Origin of the sequence: Mycobacterium sp. 852002-51057_SCH5723018 (assembly GCF_001667035.1) — a bacterium.
Lineage (GTDB): Bacteria > Actinomycetota > Actinomycetes > Mycobacteriales > Mycobacteriaceae > Mycobacterium.
In genome coordinates this window covers 1-22,408 of the sequence record NZ_LZIR01000099.1, presented here as the reverse complement: position 1 = coordinate 22,408, position 22,408 = coordinate 1, and the positions used below count along the sequence as shown (strand labels likewise).

At 70.0% G+C, this 22,408-nt stretch carries 7 protein-coding genes and 1 pseudogene; 7 read left to right on the top strand and 1 reads right to left on the bottom strand.

Features of this window, described 5'->3' with window-relative positions:
- Positions 1–8 precede the first annotated feature (8 nt).
- From A5764_RS21255 to A5764_RS21225, 7 genes are all read left to right on the top strand, one after another.
- Entirely contained in the window at positions 9–1,205 is a 1,197-nt protein-coding gene (locus A5764_RS21255) for an argininosuccinate synthase (RefSeq protein ID WP_067116746.1), read from the top strand.
- A gap of 76 nt (positions 1,206–1,281) precedes the next feature.
- A complete protein-coding gene (gene argH / locus A5764_RS21250; protein WP_067116743.1) occupies positions 1,282–2,700 on the top strand; it encodes an argininosuccinate lyase in 1,419 nt (472 codons plus the stop codon).
- A gap of 99 nt (positions 2,701–2,799) precedes the next feature.
- Positions 2,800–3,873, top strand: a complete 1,074-nt coding sequence (locus A5764_RS21245) for a type III polyketide synthase (protein WP_255361118.1) — start codon at positions 2,800–2,802, stop codon at positions 3,871–3,873.
- A gap of 194 nt (positions 3,874–4,067) precedes the next feature.
- Positions 4,068–10,409, top strand: coding sequence for a type I polyketide synthase (locus tag A5764_RS21240; RefSeq protein ID WP_067116737.1), 6,342 nt, complete (start codon positions 4,068–4,070; stop codon positions 10,407–10,409).
- A gap of 17 nt (positions 10,410–10,426) precedes the next feature.
- A complete protein-coding gene (locus tag A5764_RS21235; RefSeq protein ID WP_067116734.1) occupies positions 10,427–16,774 on the top strand; it encodes a type I polyketide synthase in 6,348 nt (2,115 codons plus the stop codon).
- Between the two features lie 26 nt (positions 16,775–16,800).
- Positions 16,801–19,872: a type I polyketide synthase gene (locus tag A5764_RS21230; RefSeq protein ID WP_067116731.1), complete on the top strand. Its 3,072-nt coding sequence runs from the start codon at positions 16,801–16,803 to the stop codon at positions 19,870–19,872.
- A 189-nt stretch (positions 19,873–20,061) separates the two neighbouring features.
- Positions 20,062–21,123, top strand: coding sequence for a type III polyketide synthase (locus A5764_RS21225; protein ID WP_067116728.1), 1,062 nt, complete (start codon positions 20,062–20,064; stop codon positions 21,121–21,123).
- Positions 21,124–21,740: 617 nt separating this feature from the next.
- Here the strand turns inward: A5764_RS21225 and A5764_RS28955 are convergent.
- Positions 21,741–22,408 (bottom strand): annotated as a pseudogene (locus A5764_RS28955) (PE-PGRS family protein); the annotation flags it as partial.

Here is a 22,408-nt window from a genome sequence, read left to right as displayed (position 1 = left end):
ATCGGTTTATGTCAGAACGCGTCATCCTGGCGTATTCCGGCGGCCTGGACACCTCGGTGGCAATCAGCTGGATCGGCAAAGAGACCGGCCGCGAGGTTGTGGCGGTAGCGATCGACCTCGGCCAGGGCGGCGAGGACATGGAGGTGGTGCGCCAGCGGGCCCTGGACTGCGGCGCCGTGGAGGCCGTCGTCGTCGACGCCCGCGACGAGTTCGCCGAGCGCTACTGCCTGCCGACGGTGCAGAACAACGCGCTGTACATGGACCGCTACCCGCTGGTGTCGGCGATCAGCCGGCCGCTGATCGTCAAGCACCTGGTCGCGGCGGCCCGCGAGCACGGCGGCGGCATCGTCGCGCACGGCTGCACCGGCAAGGGCAACGACCAGGTCCGCTTCGAGGTCGGATTCGCCTCGCTGGCACCCGATCTCGAGGTGCTCGCGCCGGTGCGTGACTACGCGTGGACGCGGGAGAAGGCCATCGCCTTCGCCGAGGAGAACGCCATCCCGATCAACGTCACCAAGCGCTCGCCGTTCTCGATCGACCAGAACGTGTGGGGCCGCGCGGTGGAAACCGGCTTCTTGGAACACCTGTGGAACGCCCCCACCAAAGACATTTACGCCTACACCGAAGACCCCACCCTGAACTGGAGCACCCCCGACGAGGTGATCGTCGGCTTCGAGCGCGGCGTACCGGTGTCCATCGACGGCAATCCGGTGTCGATGCTGCAGGCCATCGAGGAGCTCAACCGCCGCGCCGGCGCGCAGGGCGTCGGGCGCCTCGACGTCGTCGAGGACCGGCTGGTGGGCATCAAGAGCCGCGAGATCTACGAGGCCCCGGGCGCGATGGTGCTGATCACCGCGCACACCGAACTCGAACACGTCACCCTCGAGCGCGAGCTGGGCCGGTTCAAGCGGCAGACCGACCAGCGCTGGGCCGAGCTGGTCTACGACGGGCTGTGGTACTCGCCGCTGAAGGCCGCCCTGGAGAGCTTCGTCGCCAAGACCCAGGAGCACGTCACCGGCGAGGTTCGGATGGTGCTGCACGGCGGCCACATCGCCGTCAACGGCCGGCGCAGCGCCGAGTCGCTCTACGACTTCAACCTGGCCACCTACGACGAGGGCGACAGCTTCGACCAGTCGGCCGCCAAGGGGTTCGTCTACGTGCACGGGTTGTCGTCGAAGATCGCGGCCCGCCGGGACCATCGGTGAGCTTCTGCCGACCAGACGTAAAAGCCCCCCACACGCCGGGCGCCGAGGGGCTTTTGCGTCTGCTCGCGGAGCAAAAGTGAGCACCCGGGAGGGGTCGCTGTGGGGCGGGCGGTTCGCCGCCGGCCCGTCCGACGCGCTGGCCGCGCTGAGCAAGTCGACGCACTTCGACTGGGTGCTGGCGCCCTACGACATCGTCGCCTCGCGGGCGCACACGGTGATCCTGTACCGGGCCGGGTTGCTCACCGAGGAGCAGCGCGACGGCCTGCTGGCCGGGCTGGACAGCCTGGCCGAGGACGTGGCCGACGGCAGCTTTTCGCCGCTGGTCACCGACGAGGACGTGCACGCCGCGTTGGAGCGTGGGCTGATCGACCGGGTCGGTCCCGACCTGGGCGGGCGGCTGCGGGCCGGTCGGTCGCGCAACGACCAGGTGGCCACCCTGTTCCGGATGTGGCTGCGCGACGCGGTGCGGCGCGTCGCGGCCGGGGCGCTCGAGGTGGTCGCCGCGCTGGCCGCCCAGGCCGCCGCGCACCCGACTGCCGTCATGCCCGGCAAGACGCACCTGCAGTCCGCCCAGCCGATCCTGCTGGCCCACCACCTGCTCGCCCATGCCCACCCGCTGCTGCGCGACGTCGACCGCATTGTCGACTTCGACAAGCGCGCGGCGGTGTCCCCGTACGGCTCGGGCGCGCTGGCCGGCTCGTCGCTCGGGCTGGACCCCGACGCCATCGCCGCCGAGCTGGGATTTTCGGCCGCCGCCGACAATTCCGTGGACGCCACGGCGGCCCGGGATTTCGCCGCCGAGGCCGCGTTCGTCTTCGCCATGATCGCCGTCGACCTGTCCCGGCTGGCCGAGGACATCATCATCTGGAGCTCGACGGAGTTCGGCTACGTCACCCTGCACGATTCCTGGTCCACCGGCAGCTCGATCATGCCGCAAAAGAAGAACCCCGACATCGCCGAGCTGGCCCGCGGCAAGGCCGGTCGGCTGATCGGCAACCTGGCCGGGCTGCTGGCCACGCTGAAGGCCCAGCCGCTGGCCTACAACCGTGACCTGCAGGAGGACAAGGAGCCGGTGTTCGACGCGGTGGCCCAGCTGGAGCTGCTGCTGCCAGCCATGGCTGGGCTGGTGGCCAGCCTGACCTTCGACGTCGAGCGGATGGCGGCCCTGGCCCCGGCCGGCTACACCCTGGCCACCGACATCGCCGAATGGCTCGTGCGCCAAGGCGTCCCGTTCCGGTCCGCGCACGAGGCCGCCGGGTCGGCCGTGCGGGCCGCCGAGAACCGCGGCGCCGGGCTCGACGAGCTGACCGACGATGAGCTGGCCGCCATCAGCCCCGAGCTGTCGCCGCAGGTCCGCGACGTGCTGACCATCGAGGGATCGGTGTCTTCGCGCGATGCGCGGGGCGGCACCGCGCCGGCCCGAGTCGCCGAGCAGCTCGACGGGGTCCTGGCGAGCTGTGCGCAACTCAAGGACCGGTTGGCCAAAAATCGGTGAGGTGACCTACGTACCTCGCCAGGGCGATACCGGGAGACTAAACTTCGGGGCCTAAACCATCTGGTTGAACCTTTCGGCCCAGTTTCTCGTCACCAAGGGGTGCGATCCATGAGCGTCATCGCAGGAGTGTTCGGTGCGCTGCCGCCATACCGCTATTCCCAGCGAGAACTCACGGACTTTTTCGTCAGCATCCCCGAATTCGAGGGTTTCGAAGACATCGTTCGGCAGCTGCACGCCAGCTCCAAGGTCAATAGCCGCCACCTGGTCCTGCCGCTGGAGCGGTATCCGACGCTGACCGACTTCGGCGCGGCGAATCGCATCTTCATCGACAAGGCCGTGGACCTCGGTTGCGAGGCGCTGTCGGGCGCGCTCGACGAGGCGGGCCTGCGCCCTCAGGATCTCGACGTGCTCGTCACGACGACGGTGACCGGCGTCGCCGTCCCGCCGCTGGATGCTCGCATCGTCGGGCGGCTCGGGCTGCGCGACGACGTGCGCCGGGTGCCGCTGTTCGGCCTGGGCTGCGTGGCCGGCGCCGCGGGCGTGGCGCGCCTGCACGACTACCTGCGGGGCGCGCCGGACGGCGTCGCGGCCCTGGTGTCGGTCGAGCTGTGCTCGCTGACCTACCCCGGCTACAAGCCGTCGCTGGCCGGCCTGGTGGGCAGCGCGCTGTTCGCCGACGGGGCCGGGGCAGTGATCGCCGTCGGCGAGCGCCGCGCCGAACAGATCGGTCTTGAGGGGCCCGCCATCCTGGATTCGCGCAGCCATCTCTATCCCGACTCGCTGCGCACCATGGGCTACGACGTGGGCTCCGCCGGGTTCGAGCTCGTCCTGTCGAAGGATGTGGCCGCCGTCGTGGAGCAGTACCTGAACGACGACGTCACCGGGTTCCTGGGCGGGCACGGCCTGACGACGACGGACATCGGCGCCTGGGTCAGCCACCCGGGCGGTCCCAAGGTAATCGACGCGATCAACGCGAGCCTCAGCCTGCCGCCGGAGGCCCTCGAGCTGACGTGGCGTTCGCTCGGCGAGATCGGCAATCTCTCGTCGGCCTCGGTATTGCATGTGCTGCGTGACACCATCGCCAAACGGCCGCCGCCCAGCGAAAGCCCCGGGCTGATGATCGCGATGGGACCAGGATTTTGTTCGGAACTCGTACTGCTGCGGTGGCACTGATTCGCCGTGCTCGTGGGGAATTCGTCGTACCGTAGGGCATCGCCTCGTGATGCCGTAGGGGAGTGACGGCGATGCGACGGCGACGATTTGGTGGGGGGCTTGTTCGGGGGGACATAGGCGCGACCGGTACCGGCCGGGGGATCGTCGCGCCGCTCTACACCCGATCGCATGAGTAGCACGAGAGGCCGGGGCGCATGAATAGCACCCAAGAAGAGCTCGTCAAGGCCCTCCGAAAATCGTTGAAGGAAAACGAGCGGCTCAAGCACGAGAACCGTCAGTACCTCGGCCTGGCGACCGAGCCAGTGGCGGTCGTCGGCATGGCCTGCCGCTATCCGGGCGGGGTGGACTCCCCAGAAGGCCTGTGGGAGATGGTCGCCGACGGCCGCGACGTGGTATCGGAGTTCCCGGCCGACCGCGGCTGGGATCTGGCGGACCTGTTCGATGCGGATCCCGACGCGGTGGGCAAGTCGTACTCCCGGTGCGGAGGGTTCCTTGCGGACGTGGCCGATTTCGACGCCGCGTTTTTCGGGATCGCGCCCAGCGAGGCGCTGGCGATGGATCCCCAGCAGCGCCTGCTGTTGGAGGTGTCCTGGGAGGCGTTGGAGCGGGCCGGGATTGATCCTCATTCGTTGCGCGGTTCGCCGACGGGCGTGTTCGCCGGGGTGTTCCACGGTTCCTACGGCGGCCAAGGCCGGATGCCGGGGGACCTGGAAAGGTATGGCCTGCGCGGTTCCACGTTGAGCGTGGCATCGGGCCGCGTGGCGTATTCGCTGGGCCTGGAAGGCCCTGCGGTGTCGGTCGATACGGCATGCTCGTCGTCGTTGGTGGCGATGCACTTGGCGACGCAGTCACTGCGGTCCGGCGAATGTGATCGCGCGCTGGCCGGTGGCGTGACGGTGATGGCCACCCCGGCGCTGTTCGTCGACTTCAGTCGGCAGCGTGCGCTGTCCGCCGACGGTCGGTGCAAGGCATACGCGGGCGCTGCCGACGGCACCGGGTTTTCCGAGGGTGCCGGTGTCGTGGTGTTGGAGCGGTTGGCCGACGCCCGGCGGCTGGAGCACCCGGTGCTGGCCGTGCTGCGAGGATCCGCGGTGAACCAGGACGGTGCCTCCAACGGACTGGCGACGCCCCATGGTCCGTCGCAGCAGCGGGTGATCCGCGCCGCGCTGGCCAACGCGCGGCTGAGCCCGGCCGACGTCGACCTGGTGGAGGGGCATGGCACCGGGACCACCTTGGGGGATCCCATTGAGGCGCAAGCGCTTCTAGCGACGTACGGGCAGGACCGGCCGGCGGACCGGCCGCTGTGGCTGGGGTCGATCAAATCGAACATGGGGCACACGTCGGCGGCGGCGGGTGCCGCCGGGGTGATCAAGATGGTGCAGGCGATGCGCCACGGGTTGATGCCCAAGACGTTGCACGTGGACGCGCCTACGCCGCATGTCGATTGGTCGGTGGGCGCGGTGTCGTTGCTGACGGAGCCGCGGCCCTGGCCGGCGCAGGACCGGCCCCGCCGTGCGGGGGTGTCGTCGTTCGGAATCAGCGGAACCAACGCGCACGTGATCGTCGAACAGGCACCAGCGGAGCCGGCGGACTCGGAAAGCCTTGTGGTGGAAGACGACGCCGTGGTGCCGTGGGTGTTGTCGGCCCGCTCGCCCGACGCGCTGGCCAACCAGGCGGCGCGGCTGCTCGCCCATGTGACGGCCAATCCGGACCTGCGTGTGGTGGACGTGGGGTGGTCGCTGGTCTGGACGCGGTCGCTGTTCTCGCATCGAGCGGTGGTGGTGGGCGCCGATCGGGCCGAATTGGCTTCTGGTCTGGCTGGTTTGGCTGCTGGAGAGCCCGGAGCCGGGGTGGTCGTCGGGCGGGCGCGGCCGGTGGGCAAGACGGTGTTCGTGTTTCCCGGCCAAGGCTCGCAGTGGGTCGGCATGGGAGCCGAATTGCTCGACACTTCGGCGGTGTTCGCCGAGCATCTGGAGCGATGCGATAAGGCGCTCGCCGAACACGTGGAATGGTCGTTGATCGACGTCATCCGCGGTGTGCCGGGCGCTCCGGGCCTCGATCGGGTGGACGTGGTGCAGCCGGCGCTGTGGGCGGTGATGGTGTCTCTGGCCGAGTTGTGGCGCTCGATGGGCGTGGTCCCCGACGCGGTGATCGGGCATTCCCAGGGCGAGATCGCGGCCGCCTGTGTGGCGGGAGCGCTGTCGCTGGAAGACGCCGCGCGGGTGGTGGCATTGCGCAGCCGGCTGCTGCTGCGACTGTCGGGCGCCGCGGGCATGGTCTCGCTGGCGTGCGGGCCGTCGCGGGCTCGGGAGCTGGTGGCCTTGTGGGGCGATCGGCTGAATATCGCCGCGGTCAATGGGCTTTCGGCGGTGGCGGTGTCCGGCGACGTCGATGCCCTGGCGGAGCTGATGCGGCGGTGCGAGGCCGACAACGTCCGGGCCCGCATGATCGACGTCGACTACGCATCCCACTCCGGGCAGGTGGACGCGATCCGCGAATCGCTCGCCGAGGCGCTGACCGGCATCGCGCCGCGTCCGTCGTCGGTTGCCTTCTTTTCGACCGTGACCGGCGAGGTCATGGACGGCGCCGGATTGGACGGGGATTACTGGTTCCAAAGCATCCGGCAGACGGTGCAATTCGAGCGTGCGGTGCGCAGCGCGCGTGACGCCGGGTACGGCGTCTTCGTCGAATGCAGCCCGCATCCGATCTTGACCACGGGCATCGAGGAAATCTGGGCGACGCTGGGCGACCGCAATCCGGGCGGCGACGCGGTCGTCATCCCCTCGTTAGGCCGCGAAGACGGTGGGCTGCAACGGTTTTTGCTGTCGGCCGCCCAGGCGCACGTGGCCGGTGCGCGGGTGGACTGGCGGGCGCCGCTTGCCGCTGGGCGTCGGGTGGACCTCCCGACGTACGGGTTTGTGCGGCGCCGGTTTTGGCTCGCGGGCGGGTCGGCGGCGTCGGGGGATCCCCGCAGCCTGGGCGTGGTCGGCGCCGAGCACGGTCTGCTGGCGGCGGTTCTGGAGCGGCCCGACTCGGGTGGGGTGAGCTTGACCGGCCGGTTATCGCTGGCCGCTCAGCCGTGGTTGGCGGATCACGCGGTGGCCGGCACGGTGTTGTTCCCGGGCGCGGCATTCGTGGAGCTGGTGATCCGGGCCGGGGACCAGGTCGGCTGCGGAACGGTCGAGGAGTTGACGTTGTCGGCCCCGTTGGTGTTGCCGGCGACCGGCGGGGTACGGATGCAGGTGCTGGTCGGCGCCGCGTCCGAATCGGGGGACCGTGAGGTTGCGGTGTATTCGCTTGCGGCGCAGTCGGGATCGCAATGGACGCTGCACGCCCAGGGACTGCTGAGCGCGGCCCCGGCGGCGCCGGCCGCCGACTTGTCGGTGTGGCCGCCCGTGGGCGCCGCGGCGGTGGACGTAGCCGGCGCGTACCAGTGGCTGGCGGAGCTTGGCTATGAGTACGGTCCCGCGTTTCAGGGCCTGCGGGCGATGTGGCGGCGTGGGACCGAGATCTTCACCGAGGTCGATGTTCCGGCCGGCCTACCGGGCGGCTTCGGCGTGCATCCGGTGCTGTTGGACGCGGCGTTGCATGCGTTGGGAATGTCGGGCGAGCAGGGCCGGACGGCGTTGCCGTTCTCGTGGCAGGGGGTTTCGTTGCACGCGGCCGGCGCGTCGCGGGCGCGGGTCCGCATCGTGGCGTCCGGCGCCGACGCGGTGTCGGTGGAAATGGCCGACGCCGCGGGTCTACCGGTGTTGTCGGTGCGATCGTTGGTGATGCGTCCGGTTTCTCACGACCAGTTGTCGGCGGCGGCCGCTCCGGCCGAAGGGGTGTTTGAGGTGGCATGGTCACCGATCACCCTGGACGACAACGCCGTTGGCGACGGCACTGTGGTGTGGGAGCTCGCGGCCAGCGGTCCGGATGTGGTGCGGTCGGTGCATGAGGCGACCGCCGAGGCGCTGGGCGTGTTGCAGTCCTGGCTGGCGGGCACCGGATCTTCAGTGTTGGTGGTGCAGACCCACGGGGCCGTTGCGCTCGCCGGCGAGGAGGTCTCAAACCTGGCCGGCGCGGCGGTGTGGGGGCTGGTGCGCTCGGCGCAAGCCGAACATCCCGGTCGGGTGGTGCTCGTCGACTCCGACGGGTCGGTGGACGTGCATGCGGTCATCGGTTGTGTCGAGCCGCAATTGGTGGTACGCGCCGGCGTGGCGTATGGGGCGCGGTTGGCGCCGGTGGGTGTGGGGTCGACGTTGGCATTGCCGGCGGGGGAGTGGCGGTTGGACGCCGGTGGCCGGGGCACCTTCGAGGACCTGGTGGTGCGGTCCTGCCCGCGGGTGGACCTGGCCGCTGGGCAGGTTCGGGTGGCGGTGGCCGCGGTCGGGGTGAATTTCCGGGATGTGTTGGTGGCGTTGGGCATGTATCCCGGCGGCGGCGAGTTGGGGGCCGAGGGCGCCGGGGTGATCACCGAGGTCGGGCCGGGTGTGACCGGGTTGGCGGTTGGCGATGCGGTGCTGGGGCTGCTGGGCGTCGTCGGTTCCGAAGCGGTGGTGGACGAACGTGTCGTGGCGCGGGTGCCGGCGGGGTGGTCGTTGGTCGACGCCGCGGGAGTGTCGGTGGTGTTTTTGACTGCGCTGTACGGGCTATCGGAACTCGCGGGGCTGCGCAGCGGGGAGCGGGTGCTGGTCCACGCGGCCACCGGCGGGGTGGGGATGGCCGCGGTGCAGCTGGCGAGGCATTGGGGCGCCGAGGTTTTCGCTACCGCGAGCCACGGCAAGTGGGACACCTTGCGCGCCATGGGCTTCGACGAGGACCACATTGCCGATTCCCGAACCGTGGAGTTCGAGGAGAAGTTCTTGGCCGCCACCGGCGGCGCCGGGGTGGATGTGGTGCTCAACTCACTGGCCGGTGAGTTCACCGACGCGTCGCTGCGGTTGCTGGCGGGCGGCGGACGTTTCATCGAGATGGGCAAGACGGACCTTCGCGATCCGGGGCTGGTTGCCGAGCGGCATCCGGGGGTGGCATACCGGGCGTTCGACCTGATGGAGGCCGGCCCGGACCGCACCGCCGCGATGCTGGCCGAGGCGATGCGGCTGTTGGCGGACGGCGCCGTTCGGCCGTTGCCGGTCAGGGCCTTTGACGTGCGGCGCGCCGCGGAGGCCTATCGGTTCGTCAGCCAGGCCCGCCACATAGGCAAGGTGGTGCTCGCCCTGCCGGGCAGCGCCCTCGCGGGAGGCGCGGTGCTGATCACCGGCGGCACCGGCATGGCCGGCTCGGCGCTGGCTCGCCACCTCGTCGACCGCTACCGGGTGTCCCATGTGGTGCTGGTCAGCCGCGCCGGCGCGAACGCCCCGGGTGCCGGCGAACTAGCGGACCAACTGGCGCAGTGCGGCGCCGAGGTGTCGGTGCTGGCCTGCGACGTGGCCGACCGCGACGCCGCGGCCGCGATGATCGCTCAGCTGCCGGCGCGCTACCCGCTACGCGCGGTGATCCACGCCGCCGGGGTGCTCGACGACGGGCTGATCTCCTCGTTGACCCCCGACCGGGTGGCCGCGGTGCTGCGCGCCAAAGTGGACGGGGCGTGGAACCTGCACGAGCTGACCCGCGACCGGGATCTGGCTGCCTTCGTGGTGTTTTCGTCCATGGCCGGGATCGTGGGCACGCCGGGGCAAGCCAATTATGCGGCGGCGAACAGCTTCCTGGACGGCCTGGTCCAGTATCGGCGCGCCCAGGGGCTGCCGGGATTGTCGGTGGCCTGGGGGCTATGGGAGCAAACCTCGGCGATGACGGCGCACCTGGGGGAGCGGGACAAGGCCCGGATGAGCCGGATCGGGTTGGGCGCGTTGTCCACCGAACAGGCGCTGGAGTCGTTCGACACCGCCATGCTGGTCGACCGTCCCGTGCTGGTGGCCGCGCGCGTGGATCGAACCGCCCTGTCCAACAACACCGCCGCGCTGCCCCCGCTGCTCCGCGAGTTGGCCGCCCGCCCCACCCGCCGCGTCGTCACCGACACCGACGCCACCGCATCGACGACCGGTCTGAGCGCACGCCTGCACGGCCTCAGCGCCGAGGCGCGACAGCGCGCGCTCGTCGACATCGTCTGCGGCAACGCCGCCACCGTGCTGGGACTGCCCAACGGCGCCGACATCGACGCCGGCCGCGCGTTCCAGGACCTCGGCTTCGACTCGCTTACGGCCGTCGAACTGCGCAACCGGCTCAAAACAGCGACGGGCCTGACCCTTTCGCCGACCCTGATTTTCGACTATCCGACGCCGGCTATCCTCGCCGGACACCTGGACGCACAATTAGCCCTCACCACTGACCAACCCAGCCCGACGGCCCGTTTCCACGACATCGCCCGCGAACTGAAGGCGCTGCTCGACCAACCCGGCTGGGCGGCCGAGGACAAAGCGCAGCTGATCGAGAACCTGCTCGCCACCCTCACTCCCGCCGGCCCCGCGGATTCCGAACACATCGACGACGACTTGCACACCGCCACCGAGAGCCAACTCTTCGCGATCCTCGACGAAGAACTCGGGCGTTGAGACGACCAGGACTGACAATGCCGAGCACCGAGAAGCACCTCGATTACCTCAAACGCCTCGCGACCGATCTCAGGCGGACCCGGCGGCGCCTGTCCGAGCTCGAAGGCAGGCTGTCGGAGCCGATAGCGGTGGTGGGGATGTCGTGCCGCTACGCGGGTGGAGTGGATTCGCCGGAGGCCTTGTGGCAGTTGGTGGTTGACGGCCGCGACGCGGTGTCCGATTTTCCGGCCGATCGTGGCTGGGATGTCGACGCGCTGTTCGACCCGGACCCCGACGCGCCCGGCAAGATGTACACGCGCCGGAGCAGCTTCCTGCGGGACGCGGCCGACTTCGACGCCGGGTTCTTCGGGATCGGCCCCAGCGAGGCCCTGGCGATGGACCCGCAGCAACGGATGATGCTCGAGGTGTCGTGGGAGGCCTTGGAGCGGGCCGGGATTGACCCGCTCTCGTTGCGTGGGTCGGCGACCGGAGTGTTCGCCGGGGTCATCCACGCGGGCTACGGCGGCGAGGTGAAGGGCGAGCTGGAGGGCTACGGGCTGACCGGCTCCACGCTCAGCGTGGCGTCGGGCCGGCTGTCCTACGTGCTGGGGCTGGAAGGCCCGGCGGTGTCGGTGGATACCGCGTGTTCGTCGTCGCTGGTGGCCATGCACCTGGCGGCGCAGTCCTTGCGCTCGGGGGAGACCGATCTGGCGCTGGCCGGCGGCGTGACGATCATGGCAACACCGGCCGCGTTCGTGGAGTTCAGCCGGCAACGGGCGCTGGCCCCCGACGGGCGCTGCAAGGTGTATGCCGGCGCCGCCGACGGCACGGCGTGGTCGGAGGGCGCAGGAGTGCTGGTGCTGGAGCGGCTGGCCGATGCCCGGCGCCTGGGGCATCCGGTGCTGGCGGTGCTGCGCGGTTCGGCGGTGAATCAGGACGGCGCGTCCAACGGTCTGACCGCTCCCAATGGGCCGTCGCAACAGCGGGTGATTCGGGCGGCGCTGGCCAACGCCGGCCTGACAGCGGCCGACGTGGACGTCGTCGAGGGGCATGGTACGGGCACCGTGCTCGGCGATCCGATTGAGGCCCAAGCGCTTTTGGCGACCTATGGACAGGGCCGGCCGGCGGGTCGGCCGCTGTGGCTCGGATCGATCAAGTCCAACATCGGTCACACGTCAGCGGGCGCGGGCGTGGCCGGGGTGATCAAGATGGTGCAGGCCATGCGGCACGAGGTGATGCCGAAGACCCTGCACGTCGATGTGCCCACGCCGCACGTGGATTGGTCGGCGGGCGCAGTGTCCCTGCTGACGGAGCCCCGGCCCTGGCCGGCGGCGCGTGGACCGCGCCGGGCGGGGGTGTCGTCGTTTGGGATCAGCGGGACGAATGCGCACGTAATCGTGGAACAGGCTCCGGCGGAGCCTCCCGCGGAGCGGGAAACCGTTGTCGCCGAGGGTGACTCCGGCGTGCCGTGGGTGGTGTCGGCTCGCTCGGAGCAGGCGCTGGCCGGTCAGGCGGCGCGGTTGTCGGCCCAGCTGCGCGCTGACACCGGCTGGGACCCGGCCGACGTGGGCTGGTCGTTGTCGACCACTCGGTCGGTCTTCGAGCATCGCGCGGTGTTGATCGGTAGCGATCGCGACGCCCTGCTGGACGGGCTGGCGGGGCTGGCGTCCGGGCAGCCAGGCCCGGCCGTGCTGGTGGACCGCGCACGGTCGACGGGCAAGACGGTGTTCGCGTTTCCCGGCCAGGGCTCGCAGTGGCTGGGGATGGGCGAGGAGTTGTACGGGCGCTTTCCGGCGTTGGCCCGGGCCTTCGACGAGGCCGCCGAGGCGCTGGAGGGGCACCTCCGGCTGCCGCTGCGCCAGGTGATGTGGGGTGCTGACCCAGAATTGTTGCAAAGCACTGAGTTTGCCCAGCCGGCGTTGTTCGCCCTCGAGGTCGCGCTGGTGGCGTTGTGGCAGTCCTGGGGTGTGACGCCCGACCTGGTGATCGGTCATTCGGTGGGCGAGATCGCCGCGGCACACGTAGCCGGGGCGTTGTCGCTGGCGGATGCCGCACGGTTGGTGGCAGCGCGGGGCCGGCTGATGGCGCGCCTGCCCGCGGGCGGGGCGATGGTTGCGGTGGCCGCGACCGAGGCCGAGGTGACCCCGCTGCTGACCAAGGACGTCGGGATTGCGGCGGTCAACGGCCCCGATTCGGTGGTGGTTTCGGGTGAGGCGGCCGCCGTGGAGGCGGTGGCGGATCGGCTGTCGCAGCAGGGCCGGCGGGTGCACCGGCTGGCGGTCTCGCACGCATTTCACTCACCGTTGATGGAGCCGATGGTCGACGAGTTCTCCGCGGTGGCGGCCGAAGTGTCGGCCGCTGAGCCGCGGATCCCATTGATTACCAACCTGACTGGACAGCTGGCCGGGCCCGGGTACGGGTTGGCCTCCTACTGGATCGAGCATGTGCGCCGGCCCGTGCGCTTCGTCGACGGTGTGCGGTTGGCCGAGTCGCTGGAAGCCGGCGTGTTCCTGGAGGTGGGCCCCGGGGCGGCATTGACGGCGTCGCTGGCCCAGGCGCTGACCGGCGATGGGGCGACGTCGGTAGTGACCCTGGCCAAGGGACGCCCCGAAACCGATTCGCTGCTGACCGCCGCCGGAAGGCTGTTCGTCACCGGCATCGGCGTCGACTGGGCCGCGGCATTCGCCGGCTTGGCCGCAAGGCGAATCCCGTTGCCGACCTATGCCTTTCAGCGACGCCGGTTTTGGCTGCCGGCCGAGTCGGTGGGATCGAGGGATGTCAGCGCCGCCGGGCTGGTGGGGGCGGGGCACCCGCTGTTGGATGCGGTGGTCGAGCGGCCCGATTCCGGTGGGGTGGTGTTGACGGGCCGGTTATCGCCGGCGGGACAGCCGTGGTTGGCCGACCATGCGGTGGCCGGCACGGTGTTGTTCCCGGGCGCGGGATTTGTCGAGCTGATGCTGCGCGCCGGCGACGAGGTCGGTTGCTCGGTCATCGAGGAGTTGACGCTGTCGGCCCCGTTGCTGGTGCCGGCGACCGGCGGCGCGCGGGTGCAGGTGGTGGTGGGTGTCTCCGGGGAATCGGGGCGGCGCGCCGTGTCGGTGTATTCCGCTGGCGGGCAACCGGAGTCGTCGTGGATATTGCACGCCGAGGGTGAGCTGAGCGCGGCGTCGGTGCCGCCGGCCGCCGACCTGTCGGTGTGGCCGCCTGCGGGAGCGAGGGCAGTGGATGTCACCGGCGGCTACGAGCGGCTGGCCGCGCGAGGCTATGAGTATGGTCCGGCGTTCCGCGGCGTCCAAGCGATGTGGCGGCGTGGGACCGAGATCTTCGCGGAGGTCACCGTGCCGCAGGCCGCCGGGGTGACGGTGGGCGGGTTCGGGATTCATCCGGTGCTGTTGGATGCCGCGTTGCACGCGATGGGGATGGACGGCGAGCAGACCCAGATCGTGCTGCCGTTTTCCTGGCAAGGCGTCTGTTTGCACGCGGCCGGGGCGTCGCGGGTCCGGGTGCGGCTGGCCCCTGCCGGCACGGGTGCGGTCTCGGTGGAGTTGTCCGATCCGGCGGGGTTGCCGGTGTTGTCCGTGCGGGAATTGGCCGTTCGGCCGGTGTCGCGCGGGCAGCTGTCGGGGGCCGTGACTCGTCCCCGCGGTGGCGGCGGTCTGTTCGAAGTGATGTGGTCCCCGGTGTCGTTGGAGCACAACGGCGCCGGTGACGGCGTGGTGGTGTGGGAGCTGGGCTCCGGGAATGGCGCCGGCGTGCCGGGCGCAGCGCACGCCGTCACGCACGAGGCGTTAAGCGTGGTGAAGTCCTGGTTGACCCGTGACCGGGCGGGCCTGCTGGTGGTGCAGACCCACGGGGCGGTGGGACTGGCCGATGACGACGTGACGGACCCGGCCGCCACGGCGGTGTGGGGGCTGGTGCGCTCGGCCCAAGCGGAGCAACCGGGCCGGATAGTGTTGTTGGATTCGGACGGGTCGCTAGACGTGCATGCGGTCATCGGTTGTGGCGAGCCGCAATTGGTGGTGCGTGACGGCGTGGCGTATGGGGCGCGGTTGGCGCCGGTGGGTGTGGGGTCGACGTTGGCGTTGCCAGCGGGGGAGTGGCGGTTGGCCGCGGGCGACGGCGGGACGCTGGAGGACTTGGTGTTGCGGTCCTGCCCGCGCGTGGACCTGGCCGCTGGGCAGGTTCGGGTGGCGGTGGCCGCGGTCGGGGTGAATTTCCGGGATGTGTTGGTGGCGTTGGGCATGTATCCCGGCGCGGCCGAGTTGGGGGCCGAGGGCGCCGGGGTGATCACCGAGGTCGGGCCGGGCGTGACCGGGCTGGCCGTCGGCGACGCCGTGCTGGGCATATTGGGGCTGGCCGGCTCCGAATCGGTGGTCGACGAGCGGTTCGTCGTGCCGATGCCGGCGGGGTGGTCGTTGGTCGACGCCGCGGGTGTGTCGGTGGTGTTTTTGACGGCGCTGTACGGGCTATCGGAGCTGGCGGGGTTACGTAGCGGGGAGCGGGTGTTGGTCCATGCGGCCACCGGCGGGGTGGGGATGGCCGCGGTGCAGTTGGCGCGGCATTGGGGCGCCGAGGTATTCGCCACCGCCAGCCGGGGCAAGTGGGACACCTTGCGCGCCATGGGCTTCGACGAGGACCACATCGGCGATTCGCGGAGCGTGGAGTTTGAGGAGAAGTTTTTGGCCGCCACCGGCGGGGCCGGGGTGGATGTGGTGCTGAATTCGCTGGCCGGTGAGTTCATCGACGCGTCGCTGCGGTTGCTGGTGGGCGGCGGACGCTTCATCGAGATGGGCAAGACCGACCTTCGCGATCCGCAGTTGGTTGCCGAGCGGCATCCGGGGGTGGCATACCGGGCGTTCGATCTGATGGAGGCCGGTCCGGACCGCATCGCTGCGATGCTGGCCGAATTGATGGAGCTGTTCGCCGCCGACGTGTTGGCTCCGTTGCCGGTCAAGGCCTTTGACGTGCGCCGCGCGGGGGAGGCTTACCGGTTCGTCAGCCAGGCCCGCCACGTCGGGAAGGTGGTGCTCACCCTGCCCGACGGTCCCGGCGGTCTCGGCGGGGGCACCGCGTTGATCACCGGCGGAACCGGCATGGCCGGCTCGGCACTGGCTCGCCACCTCGTCGCCCGGCACGGGGTTCCCCATGTCATGTTGGTCAGTCGCAGCGGTGAGCGCGCCGACGGGGTCGCCGAGCTGGTGGCCGAGCTGCGCGACGCGGGCGCCTCGGTGTCCGTGGTGGCCTGCGACGTCGGCGACCCGGATGCCGTAGCAGGGCTGCTGGCGCAGGTGCCGGCGCGCTATCCGCTGCGGGCCGTGTTCCACGCCTCGGGTGTGCTCGATGACGGGCTGATCACGTCGCTGACCCCCGACCGGGTGGACGCGGTAATGCGGGCAAAGGCGGACGGGGCGTGGCATTTGCACGAGCTGACAAAGGATTTGGGCTTGTCGGCATTTGTGATGTTCTCGTCGATGGCCGGAATCGTCGGCTCTCCGGGCCAGGGCAACTACGCCGCGGCCAACAGCTTCCTCGACGGGCTGGCCGCCTACCGGCGCGCGCAGGGCTTGACCGGGTTGTCGATCGCGTGGGGGCTGTGGGAACAGGCCAGCGCCCTGACACGCCACCTGGGGGACCAGGACCGGGCCCGCATGAGCCGCTCCGGGCTGACGCCCATGTCCAGCCAGCAGGCGTTGGCGCTCTTCGACGAGGCGCTGCCGGCCGATCGGGCGGTGCTGGTGGCCGCCCGGCTGGACACGGCGGCGCTGGCCCCCGAACTTGCGGTGCGGCCGCCCGTCCTGCGCGACGTGGCCGCCCGCCCGGCGCGGCGCGTCATCGCCGACGCGGGCACGGCGGCGTCGACGTCGGGTCTGCGTGCCCGACTGCACGGGCTCACCGCCGAGCAGCGGCATCGGGAGCTCGCCGACCTGGTGTGCAGCAACGCCGCCACAGTGCTCGGGCATGCCACCGCAGACATCAACGCCGACAGCGTTTTTCCGGACCTCGGGTTCGACTCGCTGACCGCGGTCGAACTGCGTAACCGGCTCAAAACCGCGACCGGGCTGACGCTGTCACCGACCGTGATTTTCGATTGTCCCACCCCTGCGGCGCTGGCCGAGCACCTCGACACCCAGCTCTCCGCCGCGGGCACCACCAATCCGCCGGATCGCCTCGGCCGTTTCAACGACATCGCGCGTGAGCTGCAAACGCTGATCGATCAACCCGGTTGGACCGCCGACGACAAAGCGCTCTTGGGCGGCCGCATCCGAAACATGCTCGCCGGCCTGAGCGCCCCGGAGCCGGAGTCGGACCCCTTCTACGACGACGACATCGAAAACGCAACCGACAGCCAACTTTTCGCCATCCTCGACGAGGAAGCCGGGCCCTGACGCCGCTCATCAGCCGAGAGATTCCCTTGCCACCGACAGACATAGCGATCATCGGGCTCGCGTGCAGATTCCCCGGCGCCGCCAGCCCAAGCGAGTTTTGGCGCCTCCTTCGCGACGGGCGGGAGGCCACCGAGCTGCAAGACAACGTCGCCGACTTTGACGCGGACTTCTTCAACGTATCGCCGCGCGAGGCCTGCGCGATGGACCCCCGGCAGCGGCTGTCGCTGGAGCTGACCTGGGAACTGCTCGAAGACGCCTTTGTGGTGCCGGAAGCGCTACGGGGCGAACAGGTCGCCGTTTACCTGGGCGCCATGGGCGACGACTATGCCCTGTTGACGCTTGGCGACTCGATGCAAAACCTCGATCACCACTCCTTTGCGGGTATTAGCCGGGGAATGATCTCTAACAGAATCTCGTACGCCTTCGGGTTGCGTGGGCCGAGCTTGACCGTCGATTCGGGCCAGTCGTCTTCACTGGTCACGGTGCACCTCGCTTGCGAAAGCCTCCGAACGGGTGAAGCGGCGTTGGCGATCGCCGGGGGAGTGCACCTCAACCTGGCAAGCGAAACCGGGCTGCTGGAAAGGGAATTCGGGGCGGTCTCGACGTCGGGTCACACCTATGCGTTCGACCGCCGCGCCGACGGTTACGTGCGAAGCGCGGGTGCGGGACTCGTGCTGCTCAAGCCGCTGACGGCCGCCCTCGCCGACGGAAACCGCATCCGCGCGGTCATCCGCGGCAGCGCTGCCGGCAATGCGGGCCATACCGCGGCCGGGCAAATCGTGCCCTCGGTCGCCGCTCAGGCCGACGTGATCCGGCGTGCGTTGTCCAGCGCGGGTCTAGACGCCGGCGGGCTCCAGTACGTCGAGGCCCACGGCACCGGCACCGAAGTCGGCGATCCGGTGGAGGCGCGCGCACTGGGCGAAGTGTTCGCCACGCGTCGCCAACCGGTGACCGTGGGCTCGGTCAAGACGAACATCGGGCACACCGGCGCGGCGGCCGGCATCGCCGGTTTGCTCAAGACGGTGCTGGCAATCGAAAACGACGCCATTCCGGCGAGCCTGAATTATGCCAACCCGGTTCCCGGAGTGGACCTGGAGGGCCTCGGGCTGCGCATCGGCACCACGCTCACGGACTGGCCGGCGGGCGATGCGCCCCGGCGGGCGGGGGTGTCGTCCTTCGGGATGGGCGGAACGAACGCGCATGTGGTCGTCGAAGAACCGCCGAAGCCACCGGAAACAATTGCGGCTCAAGGCGATAAAACACCCGTGGCGTGGGTGCTGTCCGGTCGTTCGGCGCAGGCGTTGGCGAACCAGGCCACGAAGCTGCTGGCCCACCTGGGCGACGACGCAGACCTGCACGCCGCCGACGTGGCGTGGTCGTTGGCCACGACGCGGTCGGTGTTCGAACACAGGGCGGTCACGGTGGGCGCGGACCGCGAGACGCTGATGGCGGGGCTGGCGGGGCTGGCTTCCGGCGAGCCGCGGTCCAACTTGGTGGTGGGACGCGCAAGCCCGCACGGCAAGACGGCGTTTGTGTTTCCCGGCCAGGGCGCCCAGTGGCTCGGGATGGGTGCCCAATTGTACGACGAATTCCCGTCATTTGCAACGGCTTTCGACGAGGCCGCCGACGCACTGAAGTCGCACCTGCGGCTGCCCCTGCGCGACGCGGTGTGGGGAAATGACGCAAAGCTGTTGGACAACACCGAGTTTGCTCAGCCCGCGCTATTCGCCATCGAGGTGGCGCTGGTGGGGTTGCTGCGCAGCTGGGGCGTCGTTCCCGACGTGGTGATGGGGCATTCGGTGGGCGAGATCACCGCGGCCCATGTGGCGGGGGTGTTGTCGCTGGCCGACGCGGCCAGGGTGGTGGCTTGGCGCGGCCGGTTGATGGCCGGGTTGTCCGCAGGCGGGGCGATGATCGCGGTGGCCGCCGGCGAAGCCGAGGTGGCCTCGGTGCTGACCGACACTGCGAGCATCGCGGCCGTCAACGGCCCGAACGCGGTGGTGATCTCCGGCGCCGAGGCTGCCGTCACCTCGATCGCCGACCTTTTGGCGCAGCAGGGCAAGCGGGTGCACCGGTTGACGGTCTCGCACGCGTTCCACTCACCCCTGATGGAGCCGATGATCGAAGAGTTCTCCGCAGCGGTCGCCGACCTGGCGCCGCGGAACCCACGGATCACGGTGGTGAACAACGTTTCCGGTGAACCGGCCGGCCCCGGATACGGGTCGGCACAATATTGGGTCGAGCACGTGCGCCGGCCGGTGCGCTTCCTGGACGGGGTGCGGACCGCCGAGCACTTGGGCGCGGGGCTGTTCGTCGAGGTGGGCCCCGGTGGCGGCCTCAGCGGTGCGGTGGAGCAGTCACTGACGACCCAGCGGCCCGTTTCGGCTGTGACGATGCCGAAAGACCGCCCCGAGGCGGAGTCCCTGCTGACCGCGGCCGGGCGCCTATTCACCAGCGGCGTGGCGCTCACGTGGGCCACGGTCTTGCTGTCCGCCCAAAAGGTGCCGTTGCCAACATATGGCTTTGTCCGCCAACCCTATTGGATCGGACAAGGCCCAGATACCCAGCCCGCCATGCCCACTCGGCCGGCCCAATTCGCCGAGCAGCTGGAACGACTTGCCCCCGACGACCAGCGCCGCCAGTTGGTCGAGTTGGTATGCGCGCACGCGGCCGTCGTCTTGGGGCACGAGGACACCCAGGCCGTGGATACCCAACGCGCGTTCCAGGACCTGGGGTTTGACTCGTTGACCGGGGTGGAGCTCCGCAACCGCCTGAAAGCCGAGACGGGGCTGGCGTTGTCGCGCACTCTCATCTTCGACTATCCCAACCCGACAGCGTTGGCCGATCACCTCCGGCAACTACTGCTGCGGGGCGCTCAGGAAGCCCCTGACGACGAGAAGATCTGGGCGGCCCTGAGAACCATTCCACTGCAAGAGCTTCGAAGAGCCGGATTGCTCGACAGGCTGTTGCTGTTGGCCGGAGCCTCGGAAAAATCGATCGTTGATCCGACGGTGAGCGACGACACCATCGACTCGTTAAGCCCGGACGCGCTGATCGCTATGGCGCTAAAGCTTGCTGAGGACGATGACGGCGAATAGTGAAATCGATGTTGCCGGAGATAAATACAGTGACCGGACGACATTCTCGTGCGACATGTGTTGAATAAGAACAACTTTGCGCACTTTTGCTCCACCGCTTAAGATTCCAAACATTGCCAAGTCGTGTCGAGCCGCCGGGGCGAAAGTTGTGATTTTCATTTCTGCGGACATTCATACGTGGGTAGGGGCATGAGCGTTATCGCAGGTGTGTTCGGGGCGTTGCCGCCGCATCGGTATAGCCAAAACGAGATCACCGACCAATTCGTTGAGTTCCCCGGAATGAAGGAACACGAGGAGATCATCCGGCGCCTGCACGCCGCCGCGAAGGTCAACGGTCGCCACTTCGTCCTGCCGCTGGAGCGCTACCCGTCGCTGACCGACTTCGGCGACGCCAACGAGATCTTCCTCGAGCATGCCGTGGACCTCGGCTGCGAAGCACTGAAGGGAGCGCTCGACGAGGCCGGCCTGCTGCCCCAGGACGTCGACATGATCGCCACCACCACGGTCACCGGCGTGGCGGTACCGTCGTTGGACGCCCGGATCGCCGGACGGCTCGGTTTGCGCCCGGACGTGCGCCGCGTGCCGCTGTTCGGCCTCGGATGCGTGGCCGGCGCGGCCGGGGTGGGCCGGCTGCACGACTACCTGCGCGGCGCGCCCGACGCCGTCGCGGTCCTGGTTTCGGTCGAGCTCTGCTCGCTCACCTACCCGGCGGTCAAGCCCACGGTGTCCGGGCTGGTGGGAAGCGCGCTGTTCGGCGACGGCGCGGCCGCGGTGGTGGCCGTCGGGGAACGTCGCGCCGAACAACTGCGCCCCACCGGCCCGGACATCCTCGACTCGCGCAGCCGCATGTATCCCGACTCGCTGCACATCATGGGCTGGAACGTCGGCTCGGCCGGCCTGCAGCTGGTGCTGTCGCCGGAGCTGACGGACGTGATCGAGCGCTACCTCGCCGACGACGTCAACGGGTTCCTGGCCACCCACGGCTTGAGCAAGGACGACATCGGCGCGTGGGTCAGCCACCCCGGCGGCCCCAAGGTCATCGACGCGATCACCCGGAGCCTCGAGCTAGAGCCGGAGGCGCTCGAGTTGACGTGGCGCTCGCTGGGCGAAATCGCGAACCTGTCGTCGGCTTCGGTGCTGCACATCTTGCGTGACACCATCGCCAAGCCGCCGCCTGGCGGAAGCCCTGGGCTGATGCTCGCGATGGGGCCGGGATTCTGCTCGGAGCTGGTATTACTGCGCTGGCGCTGAGTCGGTGGCGTCCACGGTCAATCCGGGCTTGGGGCAGCGCCGCGACGTTGTGAGCGCGGAGGGCAACCGCGGTTAGGTCCGGGCCTGGCGGGCGAGGATGACGGTCATCTCGGCGGTGGCCGTCGCGGCCCCGATGCGAGGCCCCGGCTCAGCAGAATGAATTCATCAAGCGCGGGTTTCCGGTAACCCGGGTCGGCCCGGACCCATGCGGTGACCGTCGAACCGAAGCTTGCGCACCTGCGGGCGAAGATGACGGCGAAGGGGGCGACCCAGGCAGTCGGCAATAGCTTCAGCCTTGCGCCAACTATCGAGCTTTTCTGCGCCGGTCCCGGTCCCGGTCTCGGTCTTGCTGTCGACGGATTGGCGATCCAAAGCGAGTCGCCGGAGGCGCGATACGCAGGGTCCCGGCGCCGCCTCATGGACGCCGAAGGCGCGCACAACCGCGCGCTGTGCGCTGAGCCTGCAGGTCCGAAGACCAAGTGCGACTAGGAGTCTGCAGAATTACCGGCTCGAGCAACACGATCAGCCCGGCACCGCGTTCAGGGGCCAATGGCGCCGGCAGGGACTGGCGGCTTCGGTGTGGGGGGAAAAGCCGCCGATCCCTGCCGGACGACTTGTTATGGCGTCCCGTTGCTACCTGTTGGGCCTTGGTTACCGCCGGGCCCACCCGCACCCCCCGGGCCGCCGAGGCCACCAGCGGCAACGCCCGCAACTGAGGCGGCGTTCCCGCCGGTGCCGCCGCTACCGCCGTCGGTTGCCGGTGCCGAGCTGTCACCGCCCTTGCCGCCGGCGCCCCCAGTGGCGTTTCCGGTTCCGGCGGCAGCTCCAGTGCCGCCAGTCCCGCCTGTGGCGCCGGTGGGACCGTCACCGCCGGTGCCGCCGGCGCCACCGGTGGCGTTTCCGATTCCGAGGGTGGTCGCAGCGCCGCCCGTGCCCGCGGTCCCGCCGGTCCCGGTGCTGCTGGTGCCGCCCGCGCCCGCGGTGCCGCCGACGGCGTCTCCAGCTCCGGCGTTGTTCCCAGCGCCGCCGTCACCGCCGGTGCCGCCCGTGGTGCCGGTGCCACCGGCCCCGCCGTGCCCGCCGGTAGCGACCGCCGTAGAGAGGGGGTTGTCGATTTCCCCGGTGCCGCCCACTCCGCCGGCACCGCCGGTGCCGCCGGTGCTGGTGCCGCCGGCACCGGCGGCGCCGCCGGTGGCGGTTCCGGTGCCGAGCTCAGTCGCTTGGCCGCCGTGCCCGCCGGTGCCGCCGCCGGCGGGACCGTCACCGCCGGTGCCGCCGTGCCCGC